Origin of the sequence: Pantoea allii, from assembly GCF_002307475.1 — a bacterium.
In the GTDB taxonomy this organism is placed as follows: domain Bacteria; phylum Pseudomonadota; class Gammaproteobacteria; order Enterobacterales; family Enterobacteriaceae; genus Pantoea; species Pantoea allii.
In genome coordinates, this window is the sequence record NZ_NTMH01000022.1 from 102059 (window position 1) to 126185 (window position 24127).

The 24127-nt window shown below is 53.9% G+C and carries 23 protein-coding genes; 10 read left to right on the forward strand and 13 right to left on the reverse strand.

Annotated features, from left to right (window positions below):
• Window positions 1-10 precede the first annotated feature (10 nt).
• Genes CMR03_RS07695 through yihU form a run of 4 tightly spaced genes read right to left on the reverse strand, consistent with a single transcriptional unit; the run spans window position 11 to window position 3937 of the window.
• Window positions 11-853, reverse strand: a complete 843-nt coding sequence (locus tag CMR03_RS07695) for an aldose-1-epimerase (RefSeq protein WP_096011233.1) — start codon at window positions 851-853, stop codon at window positions 11-13.
• 33 nt (window positions 854-886) lie between these two features.
• Window positions 887-2128 (reverse strand): sulfoquinovose isomerase, encoded by a 1242-nt coding sequence (yihS, locus tag CMR03_RS07700; protein ID WP_096011234.1) that lies wholly within the window; start codon window positions 2126-2128, stop codon window positions 887-889.
• A gap of 14 nt (window positions 2129-2142) precedes the next feature.
• A complete protein-coding gene (gene yihT, locus CMR03_RS07705; RefSeq protein ID WP_096011235.1) occupies window positions 2143-3018 on the reverse strand; it encodes a sulfofructosephosphate aldolase in 876 nt (291 codons plus the stop codon).
• A gap of 22 nt (window positions 3019-3040) precedes the next feature.
• Complete coding sequence (gene yihU / locus CMR03_RS07710; protein WP_096011236.1) at window positions 3041-3937, reverse strand: sulfolactaldehyde 3-reductase; 897 nt, start codon at window positions 3935-3937, stop codon at window positions 3041-3043.
• A gap of 166 nt (window positions 3938-4103) precedes the next feature.
• Between yihU and CMR03_RS07715 the strand changes: the two genes are divergently transcribed.
• Both CMR03_RS07715 and CMR03_RS07720 read left to right on the forward strand, forming a co-directional pair.
• Entirely contained in the window at window positions 4104-5000 is an 897-nt protein-coding gene (locus CMR03_RS07715; protein WP_063877385.1) for a sugar kinase, read from the forward strand.
• A 34-nt stretch (window positions 5001-5034) separates the two neighbouring features.
• Window positions 5035-5832, forward strand: a complete 798-nt coding sequence (locus CMR03_RS07720) for a DeoR/GlpR family DNA-binding transcription regulator (protein ID WP_063877386.1) — start codon at window positions 5035-5037, stop codon at window positions 5830-5832.
• 37 nt (window positions 5833-5869) lie between these two features.
• Here CMR03_RS07720 and cybC read toward each other — a convergent pair whose 3' ends face one another.
• On the reverse strand, window positions 5870-6256 hold the full coding sequence (gene cybC / locus CMR03_RS07725) for a cytochrome b562 (RefSeq protein ID WP_063877387.1): 387 nt from the start codon (window positions 6254-6256) through the stop codon (window positions 5870-5872).
• A 94-nt stretch (window positions 6257-6350) separates the two neighbouring features.
• A complete protein-coding gene (gene pmbA, locus CMR03_RS07730) occupies window positions 6351-7691 on the reverse strand; it encodes a metalloprotease PmbA (protein WP_096011237.1) in 1341 nt (446 codons plus the stop codon).
• 113 nt (window positions 7692-7804) lie between these two features.
• Between pmbA and yjgA the strand changes: the two genes are divergently transcribed.
• On the forward strand, window positions 7805-8350 hold the full coding sequence (gene yjgA, locus CMR03_RS07735) for a ribosome biogenesis factor YjgA (RefSeq protein ID WP_063877389.1): 546 nt from the start codon (window positions 7805-7807) through the stop codon (window positions 8348-8350).
• 85 nt (window positions 8351-8435) lie between these two features.
• On the opposite strand, the gene mpl is transcribed toward yjgA, so the two are convergent.
• Window positions 8436-9791 carry a UDP-N-acetylmuramate:L-alanyl-gamma-D-glutamyl-meso-diaminopimelate ligase gene (gene mpl / locus CMR03_RS07740; protein ID WP_063877390.1) on the reverse strand — a complete coding sequence of 452 codons (1356 nt, stop codon included), beginning with the start codon at window positions 9789-9791 and terminating at the stop codon, window positions 8436-8438.
• A gap of 167 nt (window positions 9792-9958) precedes the next feature.
• On the opposite strand from mpl, the gene fbp reads away from it, so the two are divergent.
• Complete coding sequence (fbp, locus tag CMR03_RS07745; RefSeq protein WP_063877391.1) at window positions 9959-10966, forward strand: class 1 fructose-bisphosphatase; 1008 nt, start codon at window positions 9959-9961, stop codon at window positions 10964-10966.
• Between the two features lie 34 nt (window positions 10967-11000).
• Here fbp and CMR03_RS07750 read toward each other — a convergent pair whose 3' ends face one another.
• A complete protein-coding gene (locus CMR03_RS07750) occupies window positions 11001-12560 on the reverse strand; it encodes a methyl-accepting chemotaxis protein (RefSeq protein ID WP_096011238.1) in 1560 nt (519 codons plus the stop codon).
• Between the two features lie 176 nt (window positions 12561-12736).
• Here CMR03_RS07750 and CMR03_RS07755 point away from each other — a divergent pair, with 176 nt between their 5' ends.
• The 3 genes from CMR03_RS07755 to ppa all read left to right on the forward strand — a co-directional run bounded on the left by CMR03_RS07755 (window position 12737) and on the right by ppa (window position 14288).
• The gene (locus CMR03_RS07755) at window positions 12737-13147 is read left to right on the forward strand and encodes a lysozyme inhibitor LprI family protein (protein ID WP_063881037.1); all 411 of its coding nucleotides are present in this window, start codon (window positions 12737-12739) and stop codon (window positions 13145-13147) included.
• A gap of 60 nt (window positions 13148-13207) precedes the next feature.
• Window positions 13208-13657 carry a DUF441 domain-containing protein gene (locus CMR03_RS07760; RefSeq protein ID WP_063881038.1) on the forward strand — a complete coding sequence of 150 codons (450 nt, stop codon included), beginning with the start codon at window positions 13208-13210 and terminating at the stop codon, window positions 13655-13657.
• A gap of 100 nt (window positions 13658-13757) precedes the next feature.
• Window positions 13758-14288 (forward strand): inorganic diphosphatase, encoded by a 531-nt coding sequence (gene ppa / locus CMR03_RS07765; RefSeq protein ID WP_063877393.1) that lies wholly within the window; start codon window positions 13758-13760, stop codon window positions 14286-14288.
• Window positions 14289-14361: 73 nt separating this feature from the next.
• Here ppa and CMR03_RS07770 read toward each other — a convergent pair whose 3' ends face one another.
• Genes CMR03_RS07770 through tamA form a run of 3 tightly spaced genes read right to left on the reverse strand, consistent with a single transcriptional unit; the run spans window position 14362 to window position 20197 of the window.
• Window positions 14362-14715 (reverse strand): gamma-glutamylcyclotransferase family protein, encoded by a 354-nt coding sequence (locus CMR03_RS07770; RefSeq protein WP_063877394.1) that lies wholly within the window; start codon window positions 14713-14715, stop codon window positions 14362-14364.
• 2 nt (window positions 14716-14717) lie between these two features.
• Entirely contained in the window at window positions 14718-18485 is a 3768-nt protein-coding gene (tamB, locus tag CMR03_RS07775) for an autotransporter assembly complex protein TamB (RefSeq protein WP_096011239.1), read from the reverse strand.
• Window positions 18482-20197 (reverse strand): autotransporter assembly complex protein TamA, encoded by a 1716-nt coding sequence (gene tamA, locus CMR03_RS07780; RefSeq protein ID WP_172823915.1) that lies wholly within the window; start codon window positions 20195-20197, stop codon window positions 18482-18484. The genes tamB and tamA overlap by 4 nt, the downstream gene beginning before the upstream one ends.
• A gap of 581 nt (window positions 20198-20778) precedes the next feature.
• On the opposite strand from tamA, the gene CMR03_RS07785 reads away from it, so the two are divergent.
• Window positions 20779-21093, forward strand: coding sequence for a hypothetical protein (locus CMR03_RS07785; protein ID WP_096011240.1), 315 nt, complete (start codon window positions 20779-20781; stop codon window positions 21091-21093).
• Here the strand turns inward: CMR03_RS07785 and CMR03_RS25205 are convergent.
• Window positions 21081-21248, reverse strand: coding sequence for a hypothetical protein (locus CMR03_RS25205; protein ID WP_158087011.1), 168 nt, complete (start codon window positions 21246-21248; stop codon window positions 21081-21083). The two genes, CMR03_RS07785 and CMR03_RS25205, sit on opposite strands and share 13 nt — an antisense overlap.
• A gap of 424 nt (window positions 21249-21672) precedes the next feature.
• Between CMR03_RS25205 and paeA the strand changes: the two genes are divergently transcribed.
• The gene (gene paeA, locus CMR03_RS07790) at window positions 21673-22992 is read left to right on the forward strand and encodes a polyamine export protein PaeA (protein ID WP_063877397.1); all 1320 of its coding nucleotides are present in this window, start codon (window positions 21673-21675) and stop codon (window positions 22990-22992) included.
• A 32-nt stretch (window positions 22993-23024) separates the two neighbouring features.
• Here paeA and CMR03_RS07795 read toward each other — a convergent pair whose 3' ends face one another.
• The gene (locus CMR03_RS07795) at window positions 23025-23231 is read right to left on the reverse strand and encodes a DUF1107 domain-containing protein (protein WP_003855513.1); all 207 of its coding nucleotides are present in this window, start codon (window positions 23229-23231) and stop codon (window positions 23025-23027) included.
• Between the two features lie 313 nt (window positions 23232-23544).
• Here CMR03_RS07795 and CMR03_RS07800 point away from each other — a divergent pair, with 313 nt between their 5' ends.
• Window positions 23545-24102 (forward strand): YtfJ family protein, encoded by a 558-nt coding sequence (locus CMR03_RS07800; RefSeq protein WP_063881039.1) that lies wholly within the window; start codon window positions 23545-23547, stop codon window positions 24100-24102.
• Window positions 24103-24127 lie beyond the last annotated feature (25 nt).

The following is a 24127-nucleotide window of genomic DNA, read 5'->3' on the forward strand; positions in this document are numbered from 1 at the left end:
AGGTTTGGCGTTATTTGAGCCGATCACAGCCAATCGTGAACGTCATGTGATGGCGCGCCTGCGGCGCAAGAAAAATCACATCAATGCCAGAGTTGAACGCATCAGGTGGACAACTCATCGGTTCAGCGGCCAGGCCAGTGCGGCCAAGTTTTTCGCCGCTGTAAATTTGCAGCCAGGGTTGATGGCTGCGTAAGAAAACCGAAAGTGATTGGTGTGGGCAGGTTAATCGCACCGCCCATTCGCGTCCGGCCGTGCGGGTGTTCACACTGCAGTCGATCTGCGTCGATGCCAGCCGACGCGGGGTAAGAAAATCCCCTTCAGCAATCGCCGCGGGCAGCGTAAGCAGGCAGTCATCGACCTGGGTCATGTTGCAGGTCAGATAAGGATGCGAGCCAACTCCGTAAGGCGCGGGTTGATTGCCCACATTCTGGCTGCTGAGAGTGACCTGTAGGCCCTGCGCGGCATCAAGTCGGTAAGTGGCCTGCGACAGCAATGCAAATGGGTAGCCGTAACTGGGCGGCAGAAATACCGTTAAGGTCGCCTCGCTGTCCGTCTGTTTGGTAATCTGCCAGTCACGCCAGGCCAGCAAGCCGTGAATGGCGGTGCCCCCTTCGTGGTCGTTGATTGGGAGCTGAAGCAGATTGCCGTTATGACGCCAGGTTCCCTTCGCGATGCGATTGGGCCAGGGAATAAGCACTTTGCCCATATGCGCCAGCGGCATGATTTCAGGCGGATGTGGGAGCACCAGGTGGTGGTCAGCGTGCCTCAATTCAGCCAGGCCGGCACCCACGGTAACGATTTTTGCCTGATAGTCTCCGGCACGAAGAACAAGGGTTTGTCCGCTGCTGTGCATAGCTGGTACTCCCGTTTTTAGGTTTTTTAGGGATTATTTCGCGTTACAGTCCAGTAAGCCTGCCGCCACAGCCGGTGCCAGGCCCGGAGCCAGTGGAAGGCGCGGGATCACCAGGCAATGCAACAGGTGATAGATATCCTGTTTGCCGTCCCACACTTTGGTGGTCACCTTGTTTTCGCAATCCAGCTCTTGCCACCATGAGCCGTTCTCGAAATCCATCATGTAGGTGATGCAGTAATCCCACCATTTCTGGTACCAGGCTTCGTATTGCGCTTCACCCGTAACGGTATATAAGGCGTAAGCCGTGCCCATTGCCTCGACCACGGGCCAGCGCACTCTTTCACTTACCACAGGCTTGCCCTCCCAATCGACGGTGTAAACAAAGCCGTCTGCGCCATCCGGCGCCCAGGCATCGCGAATGGTGGCGTGGAATAACCCCTTCGCATCTTCAATAAGCCAGGCCGGCGGCGTTTCGAAGCGCGCCTCCAGCGCAGCATGCAGATGCAGCATCAGGCGTCCCCACTCAATCCAGTGTCCAGGCGTACCGCCGTAAGCCCGGAAGCGGTGAGCCGGATTCTCTTTGTTGTAATCGCGCAGGGGATTCCAGTCAGTATCGAAGTGCTCATTGACCCGGTACTCACCGTTGCGCGCGACGTCGTGAATGATCACCGAGGTGACACGCAGGGCGCGGTCCAGCCATTTCTTATCGTGCGTGACGTCATAGACAATCAGGAAGGCTTCCACGGCGTGCATATTGGCGTTGCCGCCACGGTAGTCTTCTGTCTTGCTGAAGGCTTCATCCCAGGACTCCAGGCACATCTGCTCGTCTTCACTCCAGAAGTACCGCTCGATCACGTCGATAGCGTCATTCAGCAACTGACGGGCAGCAGGATGCCCCGTCGTGACCGCGCTGGCCGCGCCCAGTAGCACGAAAAAGTGCTGATAACCCTGCTTGGAGGCATCGACAACACCTTCATCGTTTACGCAGGCGTACCAGCCGCCGTACTTTTTATCGCGCAGCGCGCCATTCAGGGCGTTAATACCGTGTTCGACCAGTGAGTAAGCCCCCGGGCGGCCCATTGAGGCGGCCACGGCATAGACATGCAGCATGCGTGCGGTAATCCACAGGTGCGTACCCATATCAGGTTTTACCTGGCCGGTATTTCCCAGCCAGCCAAATCCAGTGGGGACCGCTGCGTTTTTACCAAAGTCGAGAATTCGGTCCGTTTCCTGTTCGAGCCAGCGGTTGTGGCTCAATGTGTTAAACCATTTCATGTGCTTTTGCCCTCTTAACGTTTAGCCATCATTTCATCTACGATCTCGCCCAGCCGTTGCAGCCTGGGGACGGAAACATCCCGTAACATCAGGTCGGTGTCAGGTAATCCGATGACGGAAGACCAGACGGCACGCCCGGCCAGGAAGCCCGATGCGCCCGCCTGCATGGCCACCCGGACGGCGCGCGGGAACAATTTTTCATCAATGCCCGACGAGAGGATGACCCACGGCATGGCGATCCGATCGTTGAGCTTTTGCGCTGCCGCCAGCAGATCAGACTGTGTGCCTTTGCCAAACAGCGGCATTTCCACCTTGTAGAGATCCGCTCCGCTGTTGCCTAATTCTGTGGCGGCATCGAGGATCGCCTGCTCGCGATCAAAGCGATCGCCACGACGCGGCGGTCTCACCACCGGTTCGATAATGCTGCGCAGTCCATGGCTGTGGCAGCGCGCGTTGAAGGCCTTAACCATGTCAAGACGCTGCTGCGGATCTTCATCACTGCGCCACAGCACCAGCAGCTTGAGCGCCTTCGCGCCGTCACGCTTTACCGCCGCCGGATCGACGTTTTTATCGATCACCACGCTGTCTACCGGGATGCCATTGCCTGGAATAAATTCATCTGCCGCGACGATCAGGCCGCAGCCGGGGGCAACCGCTTGCCGTTCGACGATTTGCTGAAAACAAAACTGTTGATCGACCAGGATCGCCGAGGCATAGGGCGATAAAACAGTGGCGGCATTGACTTTAAACTCGGTCAGCACGCGATCGCTGACCGGAAGTGACGCGCCAGCGGCGGCGAACATCAAACGCATCGCCTCACGCTGATCGACTGCGAGCATGGCGAAACCACCTGAAGGTCGGGTGATATCGTTAAGGGTGTAATGAGTCATGCTTCTTTCCTCTGAGTAAGCGTCACAATGTGTTGGAAGTGGTAAGGCCCGCGCTGGCGCGAACATGTTCGAGAATGGCGGTCCAGTCCTCGCGTCCGCGTCCGGCAGCGCGGGCCTGGTTGTAAACTTCACGTGAGGCCGCGCCAAGCGGCATCGGTACATGCAGTTGGTTGGCGACATCCAGCGCAATCCCTAAGTCCTTGTGGGCCAGATCGATCATAAAGGCCGGTGAACAATCCCCTTTCAGGACCTTGTTGGGCCAGGTCGTGGTGAAATGCCCTTTGCCCGCAGGCGTGCCGTTCATCACCTGCAGCGCGACGTCAAACGACAGTCCTAATCCTTCACACAGCACCGCCGCTTCCGCAGAAAGCGCATTCAGCGCGATGCTCATGTAGTTGTTGATCAGCTTGACGCGAATCCCCATGCCAGGCACGCCGGCAGGGATCAGCGCATCACCCATCGCCATTAACACCGGCCTTGCCCGCTCAATCTGTTGTGGCGTGCCACCCGCCAGCAGCAGCAGCGTTCCGGCTATTGCGTGGTCAGATGTGCGCCCCACGGGCACGTCCATCATGCTGAAACCGCGAGCGGTCATTTCGCCGATCAGCTGATCGGTTTGCAGCGGATGGATCGTCGACATATCAATCACCAGCGCATTGGGTGACAGCGTGGTGCAAATCCCCTGGTCGCCAAACAGCACATCACGCACTACGTCGCCGTTGGGCAGCATGGTGATCGCAAACTCGGCGCCTGTTGCCGCCTCGGCTGCGGAGACGGCCGCCCGGGCACCCTTGTCGGCCAGCCGCGCGACCGCCTGACGATCCACATCAAAGACGTTGAGCTGATGGCCTTGCTTAAGCAGATTGCTTGCCATCGGCCCGCCCATTTGCCCCAACCCAATAAAAGCAATTACCGACATAGCGCTCTCCCAAACCCTGTGATTGTCATATTTTGTCATAATGGATGATATTTACTGTCTATTTTCGATCATATTTGTAATTTATGGTCAAAAAATTGACAGGTGTCACTTTTAAAACATTTGATGAAATTAAAATGACAGCACTGAAAAAAAGGGAGGAAGGGTCATGACACGTATTGCTTGTGTAGGGATCGCCGTATTAGATCGCATTTGGTATCTGGATACGTTGCCGCATCAGGGCGGAAAATATGTGGCAAACAACTATCGGGAAGTGGGCGGCGGTCCGGCGGCAACCGCGGCGGTTGCTGCCGCAAAGCTGGGCGCAGAGGTGGATTTTATTGGTCGCGTGGGTGACGACGACACCGGTAAAAGGCTGCTGTCTGAATTAAATCAGTACGGCGTAAACACCCGCTATACAAAGATTTATGAAGCCGCCCGCTCTTCGCAATCCGCGATTCTTGTGGATGCCGAAGGGGAACGCATGATTGCCAACTACCCTAGCCCGGACTTACCGGAATGCGCAGACTGGTTAACAAAAATCGACTTTTCTCAATGGGATGCAGTGCTGGCAGATGTTCGCTGGCATCAGGGTGCAAAGCGCGCATTTATCCTGGCACGTCAACAGGGCGTCCCAACGATTCTGGATGGGGATGTGACCCCGCAGGACATTGGTGAGCTGGTGGCGTTAAGCGATCATGCGGCATTTTCAGCTCCTGGTCTGCAACGTCTTACCGGTCTGGAGGGAGAAACGGCGGCGTTGAAAAAAGCACAACTGCTCACAAATGGTCATGTCTATGTGACGCAGGGCGTGCAGGGCTGTGTCTGGCTGGAAGCTGGCACACTGCAGCATCAGCCGGCTTTCGAGGTGAAGGTGGTCGATACCACCGGCGCGGGTGATGTCTTTCATGGCGCGCTGGCCTTCAGGCTGGCACAGAACGGCGCAGTCGCCGAGGCGGTACGTTTTGCCAGCGCGGTGGCCGCACTAAAATGTACCCGGCCGGGCGGACGCGCGGGGATTCCGGATTATGATCAGACCTGTTCTTTTATGTCAGTTAATGTATAAACTGTGAGCCATGGTGGTATTCAGAGAACAACCCATGATCCTTACGGACGTAACCGGTAATCCCCGCCACGATCGTTTACTCAGGCTGATCGCCGAACGTGGCTACATGAATATTGATGAACTTGCCTTGCTGCTCGACGTTTCCACACAAACGGTACGCCGTGATATTCGCAAGCTTAGCGATCAGGGATTAATCACGCGCCATCACGGTGGCGCAGGGCGTGCATCCAGCGTAGTGAATACCGCTTTTGAACAGCGGGAAGTCTCGCAGACGGAAGAAAAACGCGCCATTGCTGACGCGATTGCGGACTATATTCCTGATGGCTCAACGGTATTTATCACTATTGGCACCACGGTTGAACACGTCGCCCGGGCGCTGTTGAACCACAAGCATCTGCGCATCATTACCAACAGCCTGCGGGTTGCCCATATTCTGTATAAATGCCCGCAGTTTGAAGTCATGGTGCCGGGCGGCACGCTCCGCCCGCACAACGGTGGCATTATCGGCCCGGTCACCACCGCTTTTGTCGCCGGTTTTCGCGCGGATTATCTGGTCACCAGCATGGGCGCGATTGAAAGTGATGGTGCGCTACTGGAATTTGATGTCAATGAAGCCTGTGTGGCGCAAACCATGATGACGCACGCGCGACATATTTTGTTAGCGGCAGACCACACCAAGTTTCAGGCCTCGGCAGCAGTAGAAATGGGCAGCATAAAGCAGGCGACCGCGCTGTTTACGGATAAACTGCCCGCAGCGGCCCTGCAAAATTTACTGAAAGCCCATCAGGTAGAAATCATTCAGGCTACGCCAGGCGGCGATGAGGATGCCTGAATAACTAACCCCGGCCGCGCCGGGGTTATCAACATTGTTAGCGGAACTTCTTGTGGTTTTCGTTACGGATCGCAGCCAGTTTTTGCGCTTCTGCTTTGGCTTCATCCAGTTTGCCCTGCTTCGCCAGTGCATCGGCTTTATCAATCTGGGCAATCAGGTCATCCATGCCTTTATGGAAGTCTTTCATTTCCGGGCTGTCAGGTGCTTTGCCTTCCAGTTTATCCGGGGTGCCTTTTTTGGCATCCTCGGCTTTGGCACGCAAATCACTCAACATTTTGTGCAGCTGATCGGCGCTTTTCGCCCCGTCCAGTGACTTGTAGATACCCGACATATCTTTCATATCGTGCTCAAGAGAGGCAGCACCGGCGGTAACGCTAACGGATAAGACGGCTACAGCGAACAACGACATAAGCTCTTTACGCATGCTCAGCTTCCTTTTTATTGTGGGAATGCTTTTTATAAAAAACGGAGGGTCGATGCCCTCCGCTTGCTATCGCATAAACAACTTAAAAGAGATTTTACTGTCCGGCAATATACATTTCGGGGAGTAAGACCGAGCCGCACTGAATATTGCTGCGGGTTTCGATGTCATCGCCCACGGTGACGATGTTTCGCCACATGTCGCCTAAGTTGCCAGCAATGGTAATTTCGCTTACCGGATACTGGATTTCACCGTTTTCAACCCAGAAGCCCGCCGCGCCGCGTGAATAGTCACCGGTGATCGCGCTGACGCCCTGTCCCATCAACTCGGTCACCACCAGGCCGGTTCCCATCTGCTTCAGCAGATCGTTGAAGCTGTGTCCCTGACCGGCGATGCGCCAGTTGTGAATACCGCCCGCGTGACCGGTGCTGGTTAAGCCCAGCTTGCGCGCTGAATAGCTGGTCAGCAACCAGGTCTGCAGCACGCCATCTTTGATGATGTCGCGAGCCTCAGTACGCACGCCTTCGCTGTCAAACGGCGTCGATGCTAATCCTTTTAACAGGTGCGGCTGCTCCTGGATGGTGAGCCACTCCGGCAGAATCTGTTTGCCCATGGCATCCAGCAAAAAGGTGGATTTGCGATAAACGCTGCTGCCGCTGATGGCACCGACCAGATGCCCAAACAGGCCGGTCGCCACTTCGGGTGCAAAGATCACCGGTGCTTTCATGGTGTCGAGCTTACGTGGCGCAAGGCGCGACAGCGTCCGACGCGCGCATTCCGCACCAACCCAGTCAGGGCTTTTTAAATCTTCGATGGCACGACCAATGGTGTAAGCATAGTCACGCTCCATATTGCCGTTCTGCTCAGCAATCACGCAGCTGGACAGCGAATGGCGGCTGGAGCAGTAGCTCTGTAACATGCCATGGCTGTTGCCAAATACTTTGATACCGACGTGACTGTTAAAGCTGCCGCCTTCGGTATTGGTGATGCGCTTGTCTGCCTGTAACGCCGCCTGCTCTGCCTGCGCCGCCAGTTTGATGGCATAATCGGCATCGATCTCCCACGGATGATAGAGGTCAAGATCCGGAGCCTGGTAGGCCAGCAACTCGGCATCCGCCGGTCCGGCAAAGGGATCGGGTGACGTGTAACGTGCGATATCAATCGCCGCCTGCACGGTCCGTTTAATCGCATCCGGGCTAAGATCGGTCGATGAAGCACTGCCTTTGCGGTTTTGATGATAAACGGTGATGCCCAGTGCGCCGTCACTGTTGAATTCGACGTTTTCTACTTCGCCGTAGCGAGTGCTCACACCGATACCGGTGGTCTTGCTCACCGCGACTTCCGCGCCATCTGTACTTGCTTTTGCCAGTTCAAGCGCCTGTGCAATTGCCTGTTCCAGTGCTTTTCGCTGTTCTGCAACTTGAGTTGATACGTTCATCGACCTGCCGTCTAATCTTATGGTTGAATAATTTGAGTCTATCAGAGTCAGAGAACAATTTCGCAGTCACCCGATAAACTGGTAGGATTAGCCTCTTTTTTTTGGAGCCAGATATGACAAAGCAGCCTGATGAGTGGCTCGACGATGTACCCGATAATCACGAAGAAGACGAAGAAGAGATTATTTGGGTTAGTAAGAGCGAAATAAAACGCGATGCGGAAGAGCTAAAACGCCTGGGTGCCGAACTGGTCGACCTGGGTAAAAACTCGCTGGATAAAATCCCGCTGGATGAGCGTTTACGTAACGAGATTGAACTGGCACAGCGCATTAAGAAAGAAGGCCGCCGCCGTCAGTTACAGCTCATCGGTAAGCTGTTGCGCAGTATAGATGTTGAGCCGATCCGCATTGCGCTCGACAAACTTAAGAACCGCCATAATCAGCAGGTCGCCCTGTTTCACAAACTGGAAATGCTGCGCGATCGCCTGATTGATGAAGGTGATGAGGCGATGACAGACGTGATTGCCCTTTATCCGCAGGCGGACCGCCAGCAGCTACGTAGTATGATTCGTAATGCGCAGAAGGAAAAAGCGGGCAACAAACCGCCGAAATCCGCGCGTCAGATTTTTCAGTACCTGCGTGAGTTAGCAGAAACCGTCTGACCTTTCCTGGTATTTGCGGCTGAGCAACGCCCAGCCGCAGGGTTTTCTTCTCCCATCAGAGGGAGAGGAAATGATCCGCTAGCGATTAGCGGTCCAGACGATCCAGCAGCTTTTGATGAATCCCACCAAAGCCCCCGTTGCTCATGACCAGCACAGAATCCCCCGGCTGAGCCGTTTTTGCGATCATCTCAACCAGCGTATCAATATCCGCGCTACAGTGAGCAGGCTGCATGCAGGCATCTGCAACATCCGCCACCTGCCACGGAATATGTCCCGGCTGGAACAGAAACACTTCGTCGGCGCGTGCCAGTGATGGCGCAAGCTCGTTTTTATTCACGCCCATTTTCATGGTGTTTGAACGCGGTTCCAGTACCGCCAGAATACGCGCGGTGCCGCCCACTTTACTGCGCAGTGCGCTGAGCGTGGCAAGAATCGCGGTAGGATGGTGGGCAAAGTCATCATAAATTTTGATGCCGTTTACCTCACCGCGCAGTTCAAGGCGACGACGGGCATTGATAAAGCTGCCCAGCGCCTGGCTGGCGTCTTCCGGCTTCACGCCGACGTGGCGCGCTGCCGCAATGGCCATCAGGCCATTGTGCATGTTGTGCTCGCCCACCAGCGCCCAGTTCACTTCGCCAACGTTCTCGCCATCAAGCAGAACTTCCCAGCGTGATGCATCCGGGGTCAGTTTTTTCGCCTGCCAGTGACCGCCATCGCCGACGTGTTCCTGTTCACTCCAGCAGCCCATTGCCATCACCTGTTTCAGATTAGGATCGTGCTCTGGCAGCAGGATCTTGCCCTGGCCTGGTACAATGCGCACCAGATGATGAAACTGTTTCTGGATCGCCCGCAGATCGTCAAAAATATCGGCATGATCGAATTCCAGGTTATTCAGGATCAGCGTGCGGGGGCAGTAATGGACGAATTTGGAACGCTTATCAAAAAACGCGCAGTCGTATTCATCCGCCTCAATTACAAAGAATGGGCTTTTTCCTAATTTTGCAGAAACATCGAAGTTGCCGGGCACACCACCAATAATAAAGCCTGGTTCCAGGCCACAGGCCTCAAGAATCCACGCTGCCATGCCTGCCGTGGTGGTTTTACCGTGGGTACCCGCCACGGCCAGCACCCAACGGTCGCGCAGCACAAAATCGTGCAGCCACTGTGGGCCTGAGAGGTAAGGAATATTACGTTCCAGCACCGCTTCCACACAGGGATTCCCGCGCGTCATGGCGTTGCCGATAATGACCAGGTCCGGTACAGGATCAAGCTGACTTGCGTCGTAACCCTCTGTTAATGCTATACCTTGCTGCTCAAGTAAGGTGCTCATCGGTGGATAGACGTTGGCATCTGAGCCTGTCACCTGATGGCCAAGCGAGCGGGCCAGCATGGCCAGTCCGCCCATAAAAGTGCCACATATCCCAAGGATGTGAATGCGCATAACGAAGTCCATAACTCAAAAGTTCGGCGCACAGTGTAACCTTGCTTGCACACGGAAGAAACGGATTAGGACTATGGTTTTTAAAGTTCAATCGGCTAAACTGCGTACGCATCCACGGGCAGTTAAGTAGGCCGCTGCCACTCCATCGATGATTCAGGGAATGTGTTATGAAAACGTTGGGCGAATTTATCGTCGAGAAGCAACACGACTTTCCGCACGCCACAGGTGAACTGACGGCGCTTATCTCAGCCATTAAGCTGGGCGCTAAAATTATTCACCGTGATATTAACAAAGCCGGTCTGGTCGATATTCTTGGTGCCAGCGGCGTTGAGAATATTCAGGGTGAGCAGCAGATGAAACTGGATCTGTTCGCCAATGAAAAACTCAAAGCAGCACTGAAAGCACGTGGCATCGTTGCCGGTATCGCCTCTGAAGAAGAAGATGAGTTTGTGATCTTTGAAGGCGAAGAAAACGGTAAATACGTCGTCTTGATGGACCCGCTTGATGGGTCGTCGAACATCGATGTTAACGTCTCCGTCGGCACCATTTTCTCTATCTATCGTCGCGTTAGCGAACCGGGTACGCCGGTTGTCGAAGCCGACTTTATGCAGCCGGGTAATAAGCAGGTTGCCGCCGGTTACGTGGTTTACGGCTCATCCACCATGATGGTGTACACCACCGGTTGTGGCGTACATGCGTTTACTTACGATCCGTCTTTGGGTGTGTTCTGCCTGAGCCATGAACGTATGACCTATCCGGACGTGGGTTACACCTATTCCATTAACGAAGGTAACTACATTCGTTTCCCGCAGGGCGTGAAAAAATACCTGAAATTCTGTCAGGAAGAGGACGTGGCGACTCATCGTCCTTACACCTCACGTTATATCGGTTCTCTGGTGGCGGATTTTCACCGCAACCTGCTGAAGGGCGGCATCTATCTCTATCCAAGCACTGCCAGCCATCCTAAGGGTAAACTGCGCCTGCTGTATGAGTGCAACCCAATGGCATTCCTGGCTGAGCAGGCTGGCGGTAAAGCCAGCGACGGTCAAAACCGTATTCTGGATATTCCACCGGTCACGTTGCACCAGCGTTGTCCGTTCTACTGTGGCAACACCGCCATGGTAGAGGACGTGGAGCGTTTCCTGGGTGAGTTCCCCGACTGCCGTCAGGGCTAAAGACGAAGGGCGCGATATTCGCGCCCTTTTTGGTTTACGACTGCTGTAGCCTGAACTGTGCCATCGCAGCCTGTAACTGCTCTGACTGCGACTCCAGTGAATGGGTCGCGGCGGTTGCCTGTTCCACCAGCGCCGCGTTCTGCTGCGCTGCTTCATCCATTTGCGTCACTGCATGATTGACCTGATCGATACCACGACTCTGTTCTTCTGAGGCCATGGAAATCTCTTTCATCAGCGCCGTAACCCGCATGACTTCACCAGCGATCTCATCCATTGTTTCGCCCGCGCGCGTCGCCATTTCACTGCCCTCTTTGACCCGCGTTTGTGAGTCGCTGATCAGCGTACGAATCTCTTTGGCCGCACTGGCACTGCGCTGCGCCAGCGTACGGACTTCGTTGGCGACGACGGCAAAACCGCGCCCCTGTTCTCCGGCGCGTGCCGCTTCAACCGCCGCGTTCAGGGCAAGGATGTTGGTCTGGAAAGCAATGCCGTCAATCACGCTCAGGATATCGCCGATGCGGTTAGCGCTGTCGGTGATTTCATGCATTTTTTCCATCACGTAATTCACCACTTCCGCACCGCGATCGGCACTGTCAGACACGGCGTTAGCCAGCTGATGTGCCTGTTGGGCGTTACTGGCGTTGAGACGGACGGTGGCCGTCAACTGCTCCATGCTGGCAGCCGTTTGCTCCAGCGATGCAGCGGACTCTTCCGTACGTTGAGAAAGATGCACGTTGCCTGCCGCCAGTTCACGGCTGCCGATATCGATCTTCAGGCCGGCTTCACGGACCTGATTAACCGATTCACGCAGCGCGTGCTGCATGCCTGCCAGCGCATTATTCAGTCGGCCCAGTTCATTATTGCCCGCCAGCGGTAAAGCCTGGGACAAATCGCCCGCCGCAATCTGCTCCAGGTGAGTAATCGCGTTGTTTAACGGCGTCAGCAGCATACGGCGTAACAGTACCCAGGCCAGCACCAGAAGCAGCAGTGACAGCAGCACGGCGATGGCAATCAGCACCTTCATCATGATTTCGTTACGCTGGGCTTCAGCCAACTGTGCATGCGTAATTTCATCGGCTTTTTTACCGAAGGTTTCTACCGCATTGCTGTATTTCACTGACAGCGGCTCCAGTTTGCCTTCCAGCAACTGGTAGTATTCATCGTTGTACTGTTTATCCAGCGCCTTCATCATCGGCAGGATGCCCTGATCAAGGTAGTCCTTATAGCTTGATGCAATCGCATCAGCCATAATCTTCCCTTCGGCAGTCACCGTACCGGCATCAACAAAACGCTTAAGATTCTGTTGAGATGCCACCACATCCGCCTGCGCGGTTTTGGTGATGCTTGCTCCCTCATCCAGTAAACCAATCTCAATTTTACGCACTGCCAGCGCAGCACTGGCACGTGCGCGCATTAAATCGGCATTACTTTGATACAAGCTGTTTAACTCAATCCCCTGAATGCGGTTAACCACATCCAGCGAACGATTCCCCTTATTAATTGCCACAATGCCCATCACACTCACCGCCAACAGCAGCAATGTCATGAACGCCAGCAACGCCAGCAACCCCGTGCGCAGTGATAACTGTTTCATCTTGATCGTTTCCGTATGAGTAGTAAAAGGCGAAATAATTTCGACAACCCTTAAACGGAGAAAGTATCGGCAATGACCTGGCTAAACTTTAACGTCAATAGATGATTAACATCTCTATTACCGTTAACCTGTTAATGAAACTGACCGGTTATGTGGGTAAGCCAAAGAGGAAAAGCATGAAGAGAGGGTTAATACTGGCGCTGGTGGTTAACTGCGGAGGCGCATTCGCGCAGCAGTCCGATATCGATCTTCAGCTAAATCAGTGCCTTAATAAAGCCAGCACCACGCTTGCAATGGTGCAGTGTAATGACAGCGCCATGAAAGGCTGGGATAAGGAAATGAACACCCAGTACGGTTTACTGATGAAAAAATTAAGCGGTGAACCCAAGGATAAATTGCGTGCGGCACAGCGGGCCTGGCTCAGCTATCGTGATGCCTGGCTGGCCGCCAGCCGCAGCCAGCTCAGCACCCAGGGCACACTGGGGTCCGTTGCGCTCGGCACACAGGGCATTGCGCTGGTGCGCGATCAAACGCTGATGCTGCAATCTTTAAACAAAGGCAGTTGCGCTAACCCCGACGATTGTTGATTAATGTCAGTTCGTTACTGGCTATTCGCCGACGTTTTCATTTACCTGCAGGAAAAAATCATGGCTGCTTATGCCTCCACGCTTATTTTAATCGGCCTTGCCGTGCTGAGTTACTTTGTTCACAACACCGCCGTAACCCTTTCTATATTGATTCTGCTGGCCATTAAACTGACTCCGCTGGCACAGTTCTTTCCTTACGTGGAAAAACAGGGCATTACATTAGGCATTATCATTCTTACGGTGGCGGTCATGGCACCGCTGGCGAGCGGTTCGCTGCCTGCGTCATCACTGCTGAAGTCCTTTGCCAGCTGGCAGTCGATTGTGGCGATTCTGGTGGGCATTTTTGTCGCCTGGCTGGGCGGACGTGGCGTGAGTTTTATGAGCGTACAGCCTTCCGTTATTGGCGGATTGTTAATGGGGACGGTGATTGGTGTGGCGTTTTTCCGTGGCGTCCCGGTAGGGCCACTGATTGCTGCGGGCATTGTTTCCTTGTTTATCACCGCCAAATAGCGTTGAGGAGCATTCTGAAACGCCAAAAAGGGGGCGGACTTTCACAGTCAGTTGGCTATAATAACCGACACTCAACATACGACGACTAAAGGAATACCCGATGAGTTTGAACCAGGTGCCAGCAGGTAAAGACCTGCCAGAAGATATCTACGTAATTATTGAGATCCCGGCCAATGCCGATCCGATCAAATATGAAGTTGATAAAGAGTCTGGTGCCCTGTTTGTGGATCGCTTCATGTCCACTGCGATGTTCTATCCGTGCAACTATGGTTACATCAACCATACCCTGTCGCTGGATGGTGATCCGGTCGACGTGCTGGTACCAACCCAGTACCCACTGGAGCCAGGCTCAGTCATCCGTTGCCGCCCAGTTGGCGTGTTGAAAATGACCGACGAGTCAGGTGAAGATGCCAAACTGGTTGCCGTTCCGCACACCAAGCTCACCAAAGAGTACGATCACATTAAAGATGTGAACGACCTGCCAGAACTGCTGCGTGCGCAGATCACCCACTTCTTTGAGCACTACAAAGATCTGGAAAAAGGCAAATGGGTTAAGGTTGACGGCTGGGATAACGCTGAAGCGGCAAAAGCCGAAATCATCTCTTCTTTCGAGCGTGCGGCTAAGAAGTAATTCTGTTTCCTGGCTGCGTGATTCATCTCAGCTGAACAAATAAAAACACCGTCCAACTGGACGGTGTTTTTATTCAGGCTTTCGACTCCTCATCACGCTTCAGCCAGTCACCACTCATAATACGCTGGCGTCCTGAGACTGAACGTTGATAGACATAAAGCCATGCGCTACCGAACGGCGTCTGAATCAGATGACGTTTGTATTCTCCACCTTTAGTACGAAGCGCATCTAACTCGGCGAGGATGGAGGCATCAATCCGGTATACTTCGCAATATACCTTTCCTTCGCCATTAACCACGCCGGGATAGTGACCAAGACTGTAGAGTTCATAGCCCTCAATCTGATGGTCACCCAACCATTGCGCGTGTGTCATCCAGTGACTGTTTCCCTGTTTGCGCCGTAAACTGCCATAGACAATTATTCGCATTGCTAAAACTCAAACTGATAAAGCAAATCAAGAGCCTGATCCACACCGGACACGGCTTCCAAATAGAGTTTAGGCATCAGGCGGTAACGTAAGGTTAACGTTGCCAGTGAATCAAAGATGCCCACTCCGTATTTTACTTGTAGACCCGGCAGTACATAGCCACTGACCTGCACCTGCTGACTGTCGCCAACGCCGGTGGTATCAAGAGCAAGGTTACTGACGCCGAATGTCTCGCCGATTTTACCCACAACCTGACCACTTTGTGCAACCCCTAACCCCACTAACGCTGAAGTTAGTGCATTACCGTCACCGTCGCTCTTCAGTCCCTGACCCCGTAACAGGTAAGAAAGGGCTTCCTGCTGTGACATCGCCGGGTCCGAGAACACTTCAACTTTCGGCTCGTCCGCCAGTCCGGTAACGCGCAGGCCTGCCGTCACGCTGTCCTCCGTCGCATCCGGATTACGAATCGCCTCCAGGTTGATGTAAGGCTGATCCGGTGGCCCGGCGAATTGCAGCTCGCCTTTGCGTACGATTAAATCCTGGCCATAGGCATGGAAACGGCCGGAAGGAATGTTGATCTGTCCGTTCAGCCCAAGACCTGATTTATCCTGTACCATTTTCAGGTCGCCATTCAGTCGCGCTTTCAGGCCAAATGCGGACAGGCGCACGTCGTTGCCGACATGGATAATCAGGTTACTGTTAATCGGTATTGAAGCGGTTTGAGGCTCAATCGGTTTAAGGTTTTTATCCAGCATGACCTCGTCAGAGGAGACGCCCACCGCGCTCTCTGGCACCTCTTGTACCGTAATGCGTGCCCAGGGAATATCCACCCGGCCGTCAAGGTTAAAGGCGGCTGGCGTGGCTTCAAAGACCACATCCGGCGAGACATCCATCCGCACCATTGGCGGCACCGTAACCCGTACCCGACTTCCTTTGGCGGCGACACGTGCACGCCAGTTGTCCAGTTGGCTCCAGTCCGCATCACCCGTGAGGTTGATATTGCCCTGCGCGGTCTGCAGCAGACCATTCAGGGTTGAGCTCATGCCGTTGAACACCATGTTGAGGCTGGCGCGGGTTAAATCCACCGGCATAAAGTTGCCTTTCACATTCACATCTTTCAGGCCGAGTTGACCAAAGACCTGGGGCTGCTGTGCCGTTCCGCCGAGGCGTAGGTTACTGTTCAGATTGCCTTTAATGCTTTCACCCTGCATCAACGCCGGATTGATTATTGCCAGAGAGATATTGCGGATATTCACATTACCGCCCAGCGTTCGGCGCTGTTGCGGATCGGTGATCTGCACATTGCCATCCAGTTGACCGTTGTTAACGATACGAATCAGCCAGTCGAGCTGCGCCCGTCCATCGCGTAGTGCGGCATTGATATTGAGCGTGTTAAAGGCGACAGGCAGCGTATTGCCCTGCACATCCTGCGCGACTTTAACGCCGTTGCCCTTCAGCGCCAGGCTGCCGGTCGGCAGTTTGCCGTCCGCCGTCCAGTTTACTCGGGCATCCCCGCTAAACACGCCGCTCAGCTGTGTCTGGTTAGTGAGGAAAGGTTTTAACATCGCAAGGTCAAAACGGTTTAACACCACATGAGCATGGCCATCTGGCCCGGCTTCTATGGGTTCAGGCACACAGAGTTGCGCATTGGGGTTTTGCCAGCAGTGCGGGCCAATGGTGGCGGTCTGTTTCTGATTGACATAGTCGATCGCCATGGCGCGCGTCAGTCGCCATTCCCCCACCGGCGTATCAAAACGCGTATTGTTCAGATTGCCCTTCCACTGCTCGGTCTGACGGTCGAAGCTGCCTGTCAGCGCGAGCTGGCCTGACACCGGCTTGCCCTGCACGTTGAGTTTGAGCTGGTGCTGCTTTTCATCGCCATCGGCATTGAGCGTCAGCAGGCTGATATTAAGTGCATCCTGCGTCAACTGCTCAACCCGCAACTGCAGCTTACCGGCGATTTGCTCGCTGGAGCGCACATCACTCTTCAGGGTGATGCGGCGGACAAGCAGTTGCTGCCAGCGTAAACCGGTGGCGGTAAGATCGGCCAGCAGTTGTGGCGCTTTCAGCGTTCCCCGTGCCTTGATATCCCCTTTGACCACCCCGCCCAGCCCCGGCAGCGCATTATCGAGATGCGGAGCATCAACGCTGGCATCCAGGTTGAGTGTATCGGCCAGGCTGCCTTTTACATCCAGATGATTACGTCCCAGCGCTATCTTGATGCCGGGAATATCCCACTGGTTGTAGCTGTTGCCCCGCAAGGTGCCGTCAGCGCTTACCGCGTTCTGTTTAACGTTACCTTTTAGCATCAGCTGCGGTACGCTCACCTGCCAGCTGCCACCATACAGGCTGCCACGGGTGGTAATCTTACCGTCCAGTTTCGCCGGCCAGTCAGGATACTGGCGCGCGGTATTGATGCCGTCCAGCGTCAACTCACTGCGCCAGCTGATGGCTTTGCTCCAGTCCACCAGCGCGGTGAGATCGATGTTGCCCTGCAACGCCGCCACACGCAGCTTATCCAGACTGAACTGTTGTACGTTGCCTTTGCCATCCAGCGCGACCGTAGCAGGCGGCACTGATTCCCCTTTGACCGAGGTGCGCAGAGACATGACATAGTCTGTCGCCTTGCCTTTGAACTGATAGTTAAGGTTATCGGCCTGATACTGAATCGCCCCGGCCAGCGGCCAGCGCAACTGCGGACTGGTCAGGTTTAACGCCAGCGGTAGACCAGCCACGGCGGGCTGAGCGCTGGCATCAAGCTGTGCGCGTACCGGGCCGGAAAGGTTCAGCGCCAGTTTCAACTCGTCACGCATCGCCCCCTTTAAGGTCAAACTGAGTTTTTCCCCTTTGACAGGGTCAACGTTCACCTCACCGTTCAGGGCAAAATCAACGGGCCAGTTGTCAGCCAGCGTAGCCTGACCAGCGCCGTTCAGCTTGCCCAGATTTGAGTCAACCTCCAGCGTTTGCAACTGCATATGGCGGTCCAGCGTTTTCGCCTTAACCCGCAGTCGGCTAACCGAAATATCAGTATCACCGGTGATGCGTAGCTGCTCGCCCAGAATTTCCTGTACATCAATATCCAGCGGTAGCTGAAAGTCGGGCTGCGCGGGCAACAGCGGTTTTGCAAACAGCGCCTGTAAGGTTTCGCCCAACGGCTTCTCATCCGGCTGAGGCTGTTGTACTTTGGGTTGCACCACCTGCTCTTTAGCCACCTGCGCCGCTTTAGGCAGCGCTATCAGCAAACTTTGGATATGGGTGGGATTCAGCGTCAGGGCACGATCCTGCCACTGCAAGCCGGTGGTAAAATCCGCCAGCGAAATAGCGCTCTCATCGACTTTCACGCTGATGTTGTGCAGGCCCACATGACGCAGGCTGATCGGATAAGGTGTGCTGAGATTGCTGGTGCCGCTCTCTTCTTCCGGGGGTGCCGTCGATGGCGTCATCTTTTTGCTGTCGACCACCACACTGATATCTTTCAGCGTCAGATCGTTAACACAGACCGACGAGTGCAGCAGGCAGTTGAGATCCACAGCAAGATGGATAGTGCCCGCATTAACGCTGACGCCAGGCATCTCATAGCGCAATCCACTAAGGGTAAGATTACGCCAGCCGCCGTCCACTTTGTTGATCGACAAGCCCGGCACCCAGCGCGACGCGCCGTTTAACACCAGATGTAATCCCGGCGTCGTACCAATTAAAAATGCCAAACCCGCAAACAGCAAAACCAAAAAAATCAGAAAGCCAATCAGGACCTTTTTCCAGCGCTTCATAGTTCAGGCCCCAACCCTACGTAAAATTGCACACCATGCTCCTCGCTATCCCCAATGGGGCGGGCAATATCAAACTTAATGGGCCCCACCGGTGATGACCAACGCACCCCAATACCTGCACCGGTTTTTACATTGCTTTGCTTAATGTCATTGACCGCCTCGCCTGAGTCGACAAACACCGCGCCCCACCATTTGCCGCTGACGTTGTACTGATATTCCAGCGAGCCGGTAACCATTTTGGATGCGCCGGTCAGCTTGCCGTCACTGTCACGTGGAGAGACGTTTTTATATTTATAACCGCGAATACTGCGGTCACCACCGGCGAAGAAGCGCAGATCCGGCGGCACTTTGTCAAAGTCGTTGGTTTCAATCCAGCCCACCGTACCGCGGGCGATAAAACGGTTCTTTTCACCCAGCGTGCGAATCCAGACGTTTTGCGCCTGCAGGATTAAGAAATCGACATCCGAACCCCATGTGGTATCGGACACATCTGCGGAATAACGCTGCGAATCGCCCCAGGTTGGCATTAAGCCGCCGCGTGAACGGGTGCGGTTCAGACTGACGCCGGGATAGAGCAGCATCGTGGTATTGGTGACGTTACCCTGCGTAAAGTGATCCAGGCTCCAGCGCAGGTTAAGGGCTCTTTGCCAGCCGCTGCTGCTGTCCCAGTTGCGCGATACCGCCAGCGTACTGGTATCTGCTTTGGTGTCGTTAAGATCGGTGCGTTTCAGGCCGCCGGAAAAGGTGTAGTACTGCTCCAGTGGGCTTTTCAGCAACGGGACTTTGTAACTGAGATCGACCTGCTGCTCGGGGGCGGAAACATAGGCACTGGCGGCCATACTGTGGCCCCGATCGTTAACCCAGGGTTTTCTCCACGTTCCTTTCAGGCGCGGTCCAACATCCGTCGAATAACCGACACCGGCTTCAATGGTATTTTTAGCGCGGGGTGACACCACGGCATTTAAGGGCAGAACTTTGGTTTTACGGCCCTGCTTAAACTCGGGCGCAACCACCACTGACTGGAACCAGCCGGTCGCGGAAAGACGGCGGTTAAGTTCAGCCAGATCGCGGGAACTGTAGTAATCCCCCTCTTTGAAGGGCACTAAATTTTGCAAATAGGCTTCGCGGATCTGCGAGCCTTCAAAGGTGACATCGCCAAAGCGATAACGCGGACCGCTGTTGTAGTCCAGATCCCAAAAGGCTTCATGGCGGTCAACAGACACACCTAACTGGCTTTTTTCAAACTCACCATCGAAATAGCCGTTACGCAGGGCAAGGTTGGTAAAGCCGCTTTTGAATTTATCGTACTGGCCGTGGTTAAGCACCGTCCCGACTTTGGGCCGTCCCTGTGCAATCCAGTTTTTATAATCCGCATCGTTTTTCGCCTGACCGGTGACGACAATCGTACTGCCCGCAATTTTTATCGGCTGACCAGGCGTAACACGGGCGATTAACACCGGACGGCCACCCTGAGGAGGCGCGGGGCGCGATTCGAAGTCGATATCCGGCTCATAATAGCCAAGCGCGCGCAGTCCCTCTTTGATCGCCGAAGAGACGCGAGAGCGAAAGCGGCCGTCGTTGGTGACTTCGTCGCTGCTAATGGTCGACAGGCGTGCCCTGACGTTTTTTTGCAGTTCTCCGGTTAGCCCTTCCAGCTGTAGTCGAACCGGTGCCGCCCCGAAGGCGGGCGCGACGAGCAGCAAACCCGTCATGCAATAAACATAAAATCGTGGCACTTGTACTCCTGTCTGTCATGCCTGCCCCATTCCACAGGGCGCGTGTTAATCCTCGTTACCGATACAATCGCGACGGCAACTCACTCATCATAGCCGCACTTTTTGCCAACTGGCAGTGTACAACGAGATCTAAGCCAAATTGAGCATTATTGTCGGCAAAACCCACTTAGGTTACAACGGCGTTGTAACGTCCTGGGCGTCATTGCAGTTTGCCCGCTGACCGGGCGATTGATGACAGGCGGCGTAATCAACACGTCGAAAACGCTCTGCAGGCATTCCGTGGCGTCTTCCTGGCCCGGCTTCATGCCCGGATTGAGAGATGCTTCGTAGAGAATGTTTTCTTTCGGAATCTCGCTCCACAACCCAATGAGCGCCCTTAGATGCGCCTACGCGACGCTCTCAACATTCATATGAAAGGCATGGGAGATCACCCCGAACCACACTTAGAACATGGCAGGCATGTTGAGCCTCCTCGTCCTGTGCTGGTCTGTGTCGCCGTTCTGTTTATAATCTGATATACAGACCTTTAAGGGTTTTTAAATTCAGTATGAGGGAAAATGAAAGTCAGCGAAGAAACGCTTTTGCATGCCGGTTTTACACCTCGTGAGCTGGGCAGAATCAAAAAAAACACGCAGCGCGTTGGCGATACCTTGGGCGAAGCCATTCATGATCTGGCGAGACGCTTTATCATCGCCACCTGTGCTGTGCTGCTCTGCCTGGCAGTATTCCTCGTACTGCTTGCCTTTGGCTCGGCACCGTCAGTCGTTTCGGGTGGCATAGGCCTGGCATGTGGCGCGGCGGTGGCAGCCTTCTCACAGCCGCCGGTCATTGCTTTCAAGGCGTGGCGCTTCAGACGTGCTCAGCGTGACTGAGTTTTGTTATCACTGTCATGGATAAGCTCGAAAATGACGTTGGCTTTCAGGCCATAGTTCACTATCTTCATGGTCAACTGCGCCCGGAAGTATCCTCGCAGTTCATCAACCTGGGGTGGAATATCAGGCTGGTTCAGTCGCTCCCCATAAGCCATGACTGCCGCCGCTAACTCCTCGTTAGCAAAAGGAACAAGTTTTCTGCTCCTGATTACCTTCTTCGGCGCAAAGGAGCCGAAACTGAATCCGTTGAAGATTTTCCGTACCCGCTCTGATATCACCGATAGGGTGTTTAATGCGCGCTAGCGCATCAAGGTGCCAGCAGATGCCTGCCAATGGCACCGGACACAGGAAGCCATCGTTTGCCCTCTGGCGGCGGCATCGTCGCTGCTGCTATAATCACCCACCGCAGGCATCCCGCCTGTCTTCATTTCTGCCCCTGCACCTCACTGATATTGTTGAATGGGCGCAGACATTTTTGGCACGGATAGCTCCCCTTAAGTCGCCACTACAGGGAATGAGCGCATAAACCGCACGCTGCCCAGGCCAAAAATGACAAGTGAATAACTCTTTGGATCTCATATGCTTGATAGCCTACTTGTCATTCTGCTACTGATTGTAATCAGTGCTTTTTTCTCTCTGTCGGAAATCTCGTTGGCCGCCGCCCGCAAGATTAAGCTGAAACTTCTTGCTGACCAGGGCAACATCAACGCCCAGCGCGTTTTGAAAATGCAGGAAACCCCTGGCATGTTCTTCACCGTGGTGCAAATCGGTCTGAATGCCGTGGCTATCCTCGGTGGTATCGTGGGTGATGCAGCGTTTTCGCCGGCCTTTTCCAGCCTGTTCAACCGTTTTGTGTCACATGACCTTGCCGAACAACTCAGCTTTATCTGCTCGTTCACCATCGTAACCAGCCTGTTTATTCTGTTTGCCGACTTAACGCCGAAACGGGTAGGCATGATCGCGCCCGAAACCATTGCTCTGCGGATTATCAATCCCATGCGCTTCTGTTTGCTGGTGATGCGCCCGCTGGTGTGGTTGTTTAACGGTCTGGCCAACGTGTTCTTTCGCGTCTTTAAACTGCCGATGGTGCGCAAAGACGATATCACCTCAGATGATATCTATGCGGTTGTGGAAGCAGGCGCGCTGGCCGGTGTACTGCGCAAACAGGAACATGAGCTGATCGAAAACGTATTCGAACTGGAATCCCGTACCGTACCTTCATCCATGACCTCACGTGAAAACATCGTCTGGTTCGATCTGCATGAAGATGAAGTCAGCCTGAAAACCAAAATCGCTCAACATCCTCACTCCAAATTCCTGGTCTGTAATGGCGATATTGACCACATTGTCGGCTACGTTGATTCCAAAGAATTATTGCTGCGCGTTCTGGGTAATCAGAGCATGGCGCTGAACAGCGGCGTTCAAATCCGCTCTGCGCTTATCGTACCGGATACCCTGACGTTGTCTGAAGCGCTGGAAAGCTTTAAAACGGCAGGCGATGACTTCGCGGTCATCATGAACGAGTATGCGCTGGTGGTCGGCATCATCACACTTAACGATGTCATGACGACGCTGATGGGCGACCTTGTAGGCCAGGGCATGGAAGAGCAAATTGTCGCGCGTGACGAGAATTCCTGGCTGGTGGAAGGCGGTACGCCAATTGATGATGTTATGCGCGTGCTGGATATCGATGATTTTCCGCAGTCGGGTAACTACGAAACGATTGGCGGCTTTATGATGTATATGCTGCGCAAGATCCCGAAACGGACGGACTTTGTGAAGTTTGCAGGCTACAAGTTTGAAGTGGTGGATATCGACAGCTACCGAATTGACCAGCTGCTGGTAACGCGGATTGATGAACGACCGCCGATGCTGAATGTGGCAAAAACCGAAGAATAGAAAGACTAAGGGCGCCATCGGCGCCCTGTTTTTTAGTTGAACTCTAGCTTGAGACGAACGACCTGGCGGTTAATTTCTGACATCACGCTCAGGTGCTGTTTGTCTTTGACCCGTGGGATCAGGACTTTACCTTTATCAAACTCGAATGCGCCAACATCCTTGATGTATAACCTTCCTTTAAACAGCGTCTTAACATATTTTGCTATCTGTAGTGGATTATAGCGCTGGAAGATTTTCATACTGATTAACTCCTTCATTTTTAAGCACGCTTCACCGTTGCCAAATTCGGTACGGGTCCATGAAGCGCGAATTCGAGATAAACTATAGAACACTCTGTTTACTTCGCACGATAAGAAATAAGTTTTTTTACCGTTCTGACAGAACATTACAGAATACTCTGTTATTTACTTTTCACTATTCAGTATAAACCTTCATTCGTTACGGAATTGTGTAGTCGATAACAAAGCTGACAGCTTTTTGAGACAGGCGCATCATCCCTGCTTACTATTACAGTTGAATGACTAACTGGTCTGATCACTGGAGAGGATGATGATGCGTGTAACTCTGGCAGCACTGGCTTTATCACTGTTGATTCCCGTCAGCGCACTGGCTCACGATATTGAGCTGGGAAAACGTGTACCGGCGGTAGGCGTTAATGATAAAGGCGAGCTGATTTTACAGCAGGAAAAATTCAGTTATAAAAACTGGAACAGCGCCCAGCTAAGTGGAAAAGTGCGGGTGGTACAACATATTGCCGGACGCTCATCAGCGAAAGAGATGAACGCTGCGTTGGTTGAAGCAATTAAGGCAGCCAGGTTGCCTCACGATCGCTATCAGACCACCACGATTGTTAACACCGATGATGCTATTCCCGGCACCAGCATGTTTGTCCGCAGCAGTATTCACAGTAATAAGCAGCAGTATCCGTGGTCGCAGTTTATTGTCGACAGCCAGGGTAACGTGCAGCACGCCTGGCAATTGCAGCAGGGCGGCTCGGCTATTGTGGTGTTGGATAAAACAGGCCAGGTTAAATACGTTAAAGATGGTGCCCTGTCTCAGCAGGAGGTTGAGCAGGTGATGACCTTATTAAGGTCGCTGTTGCAAGAGTAGATAAAGATGAAGGCGGGAGGCTGAT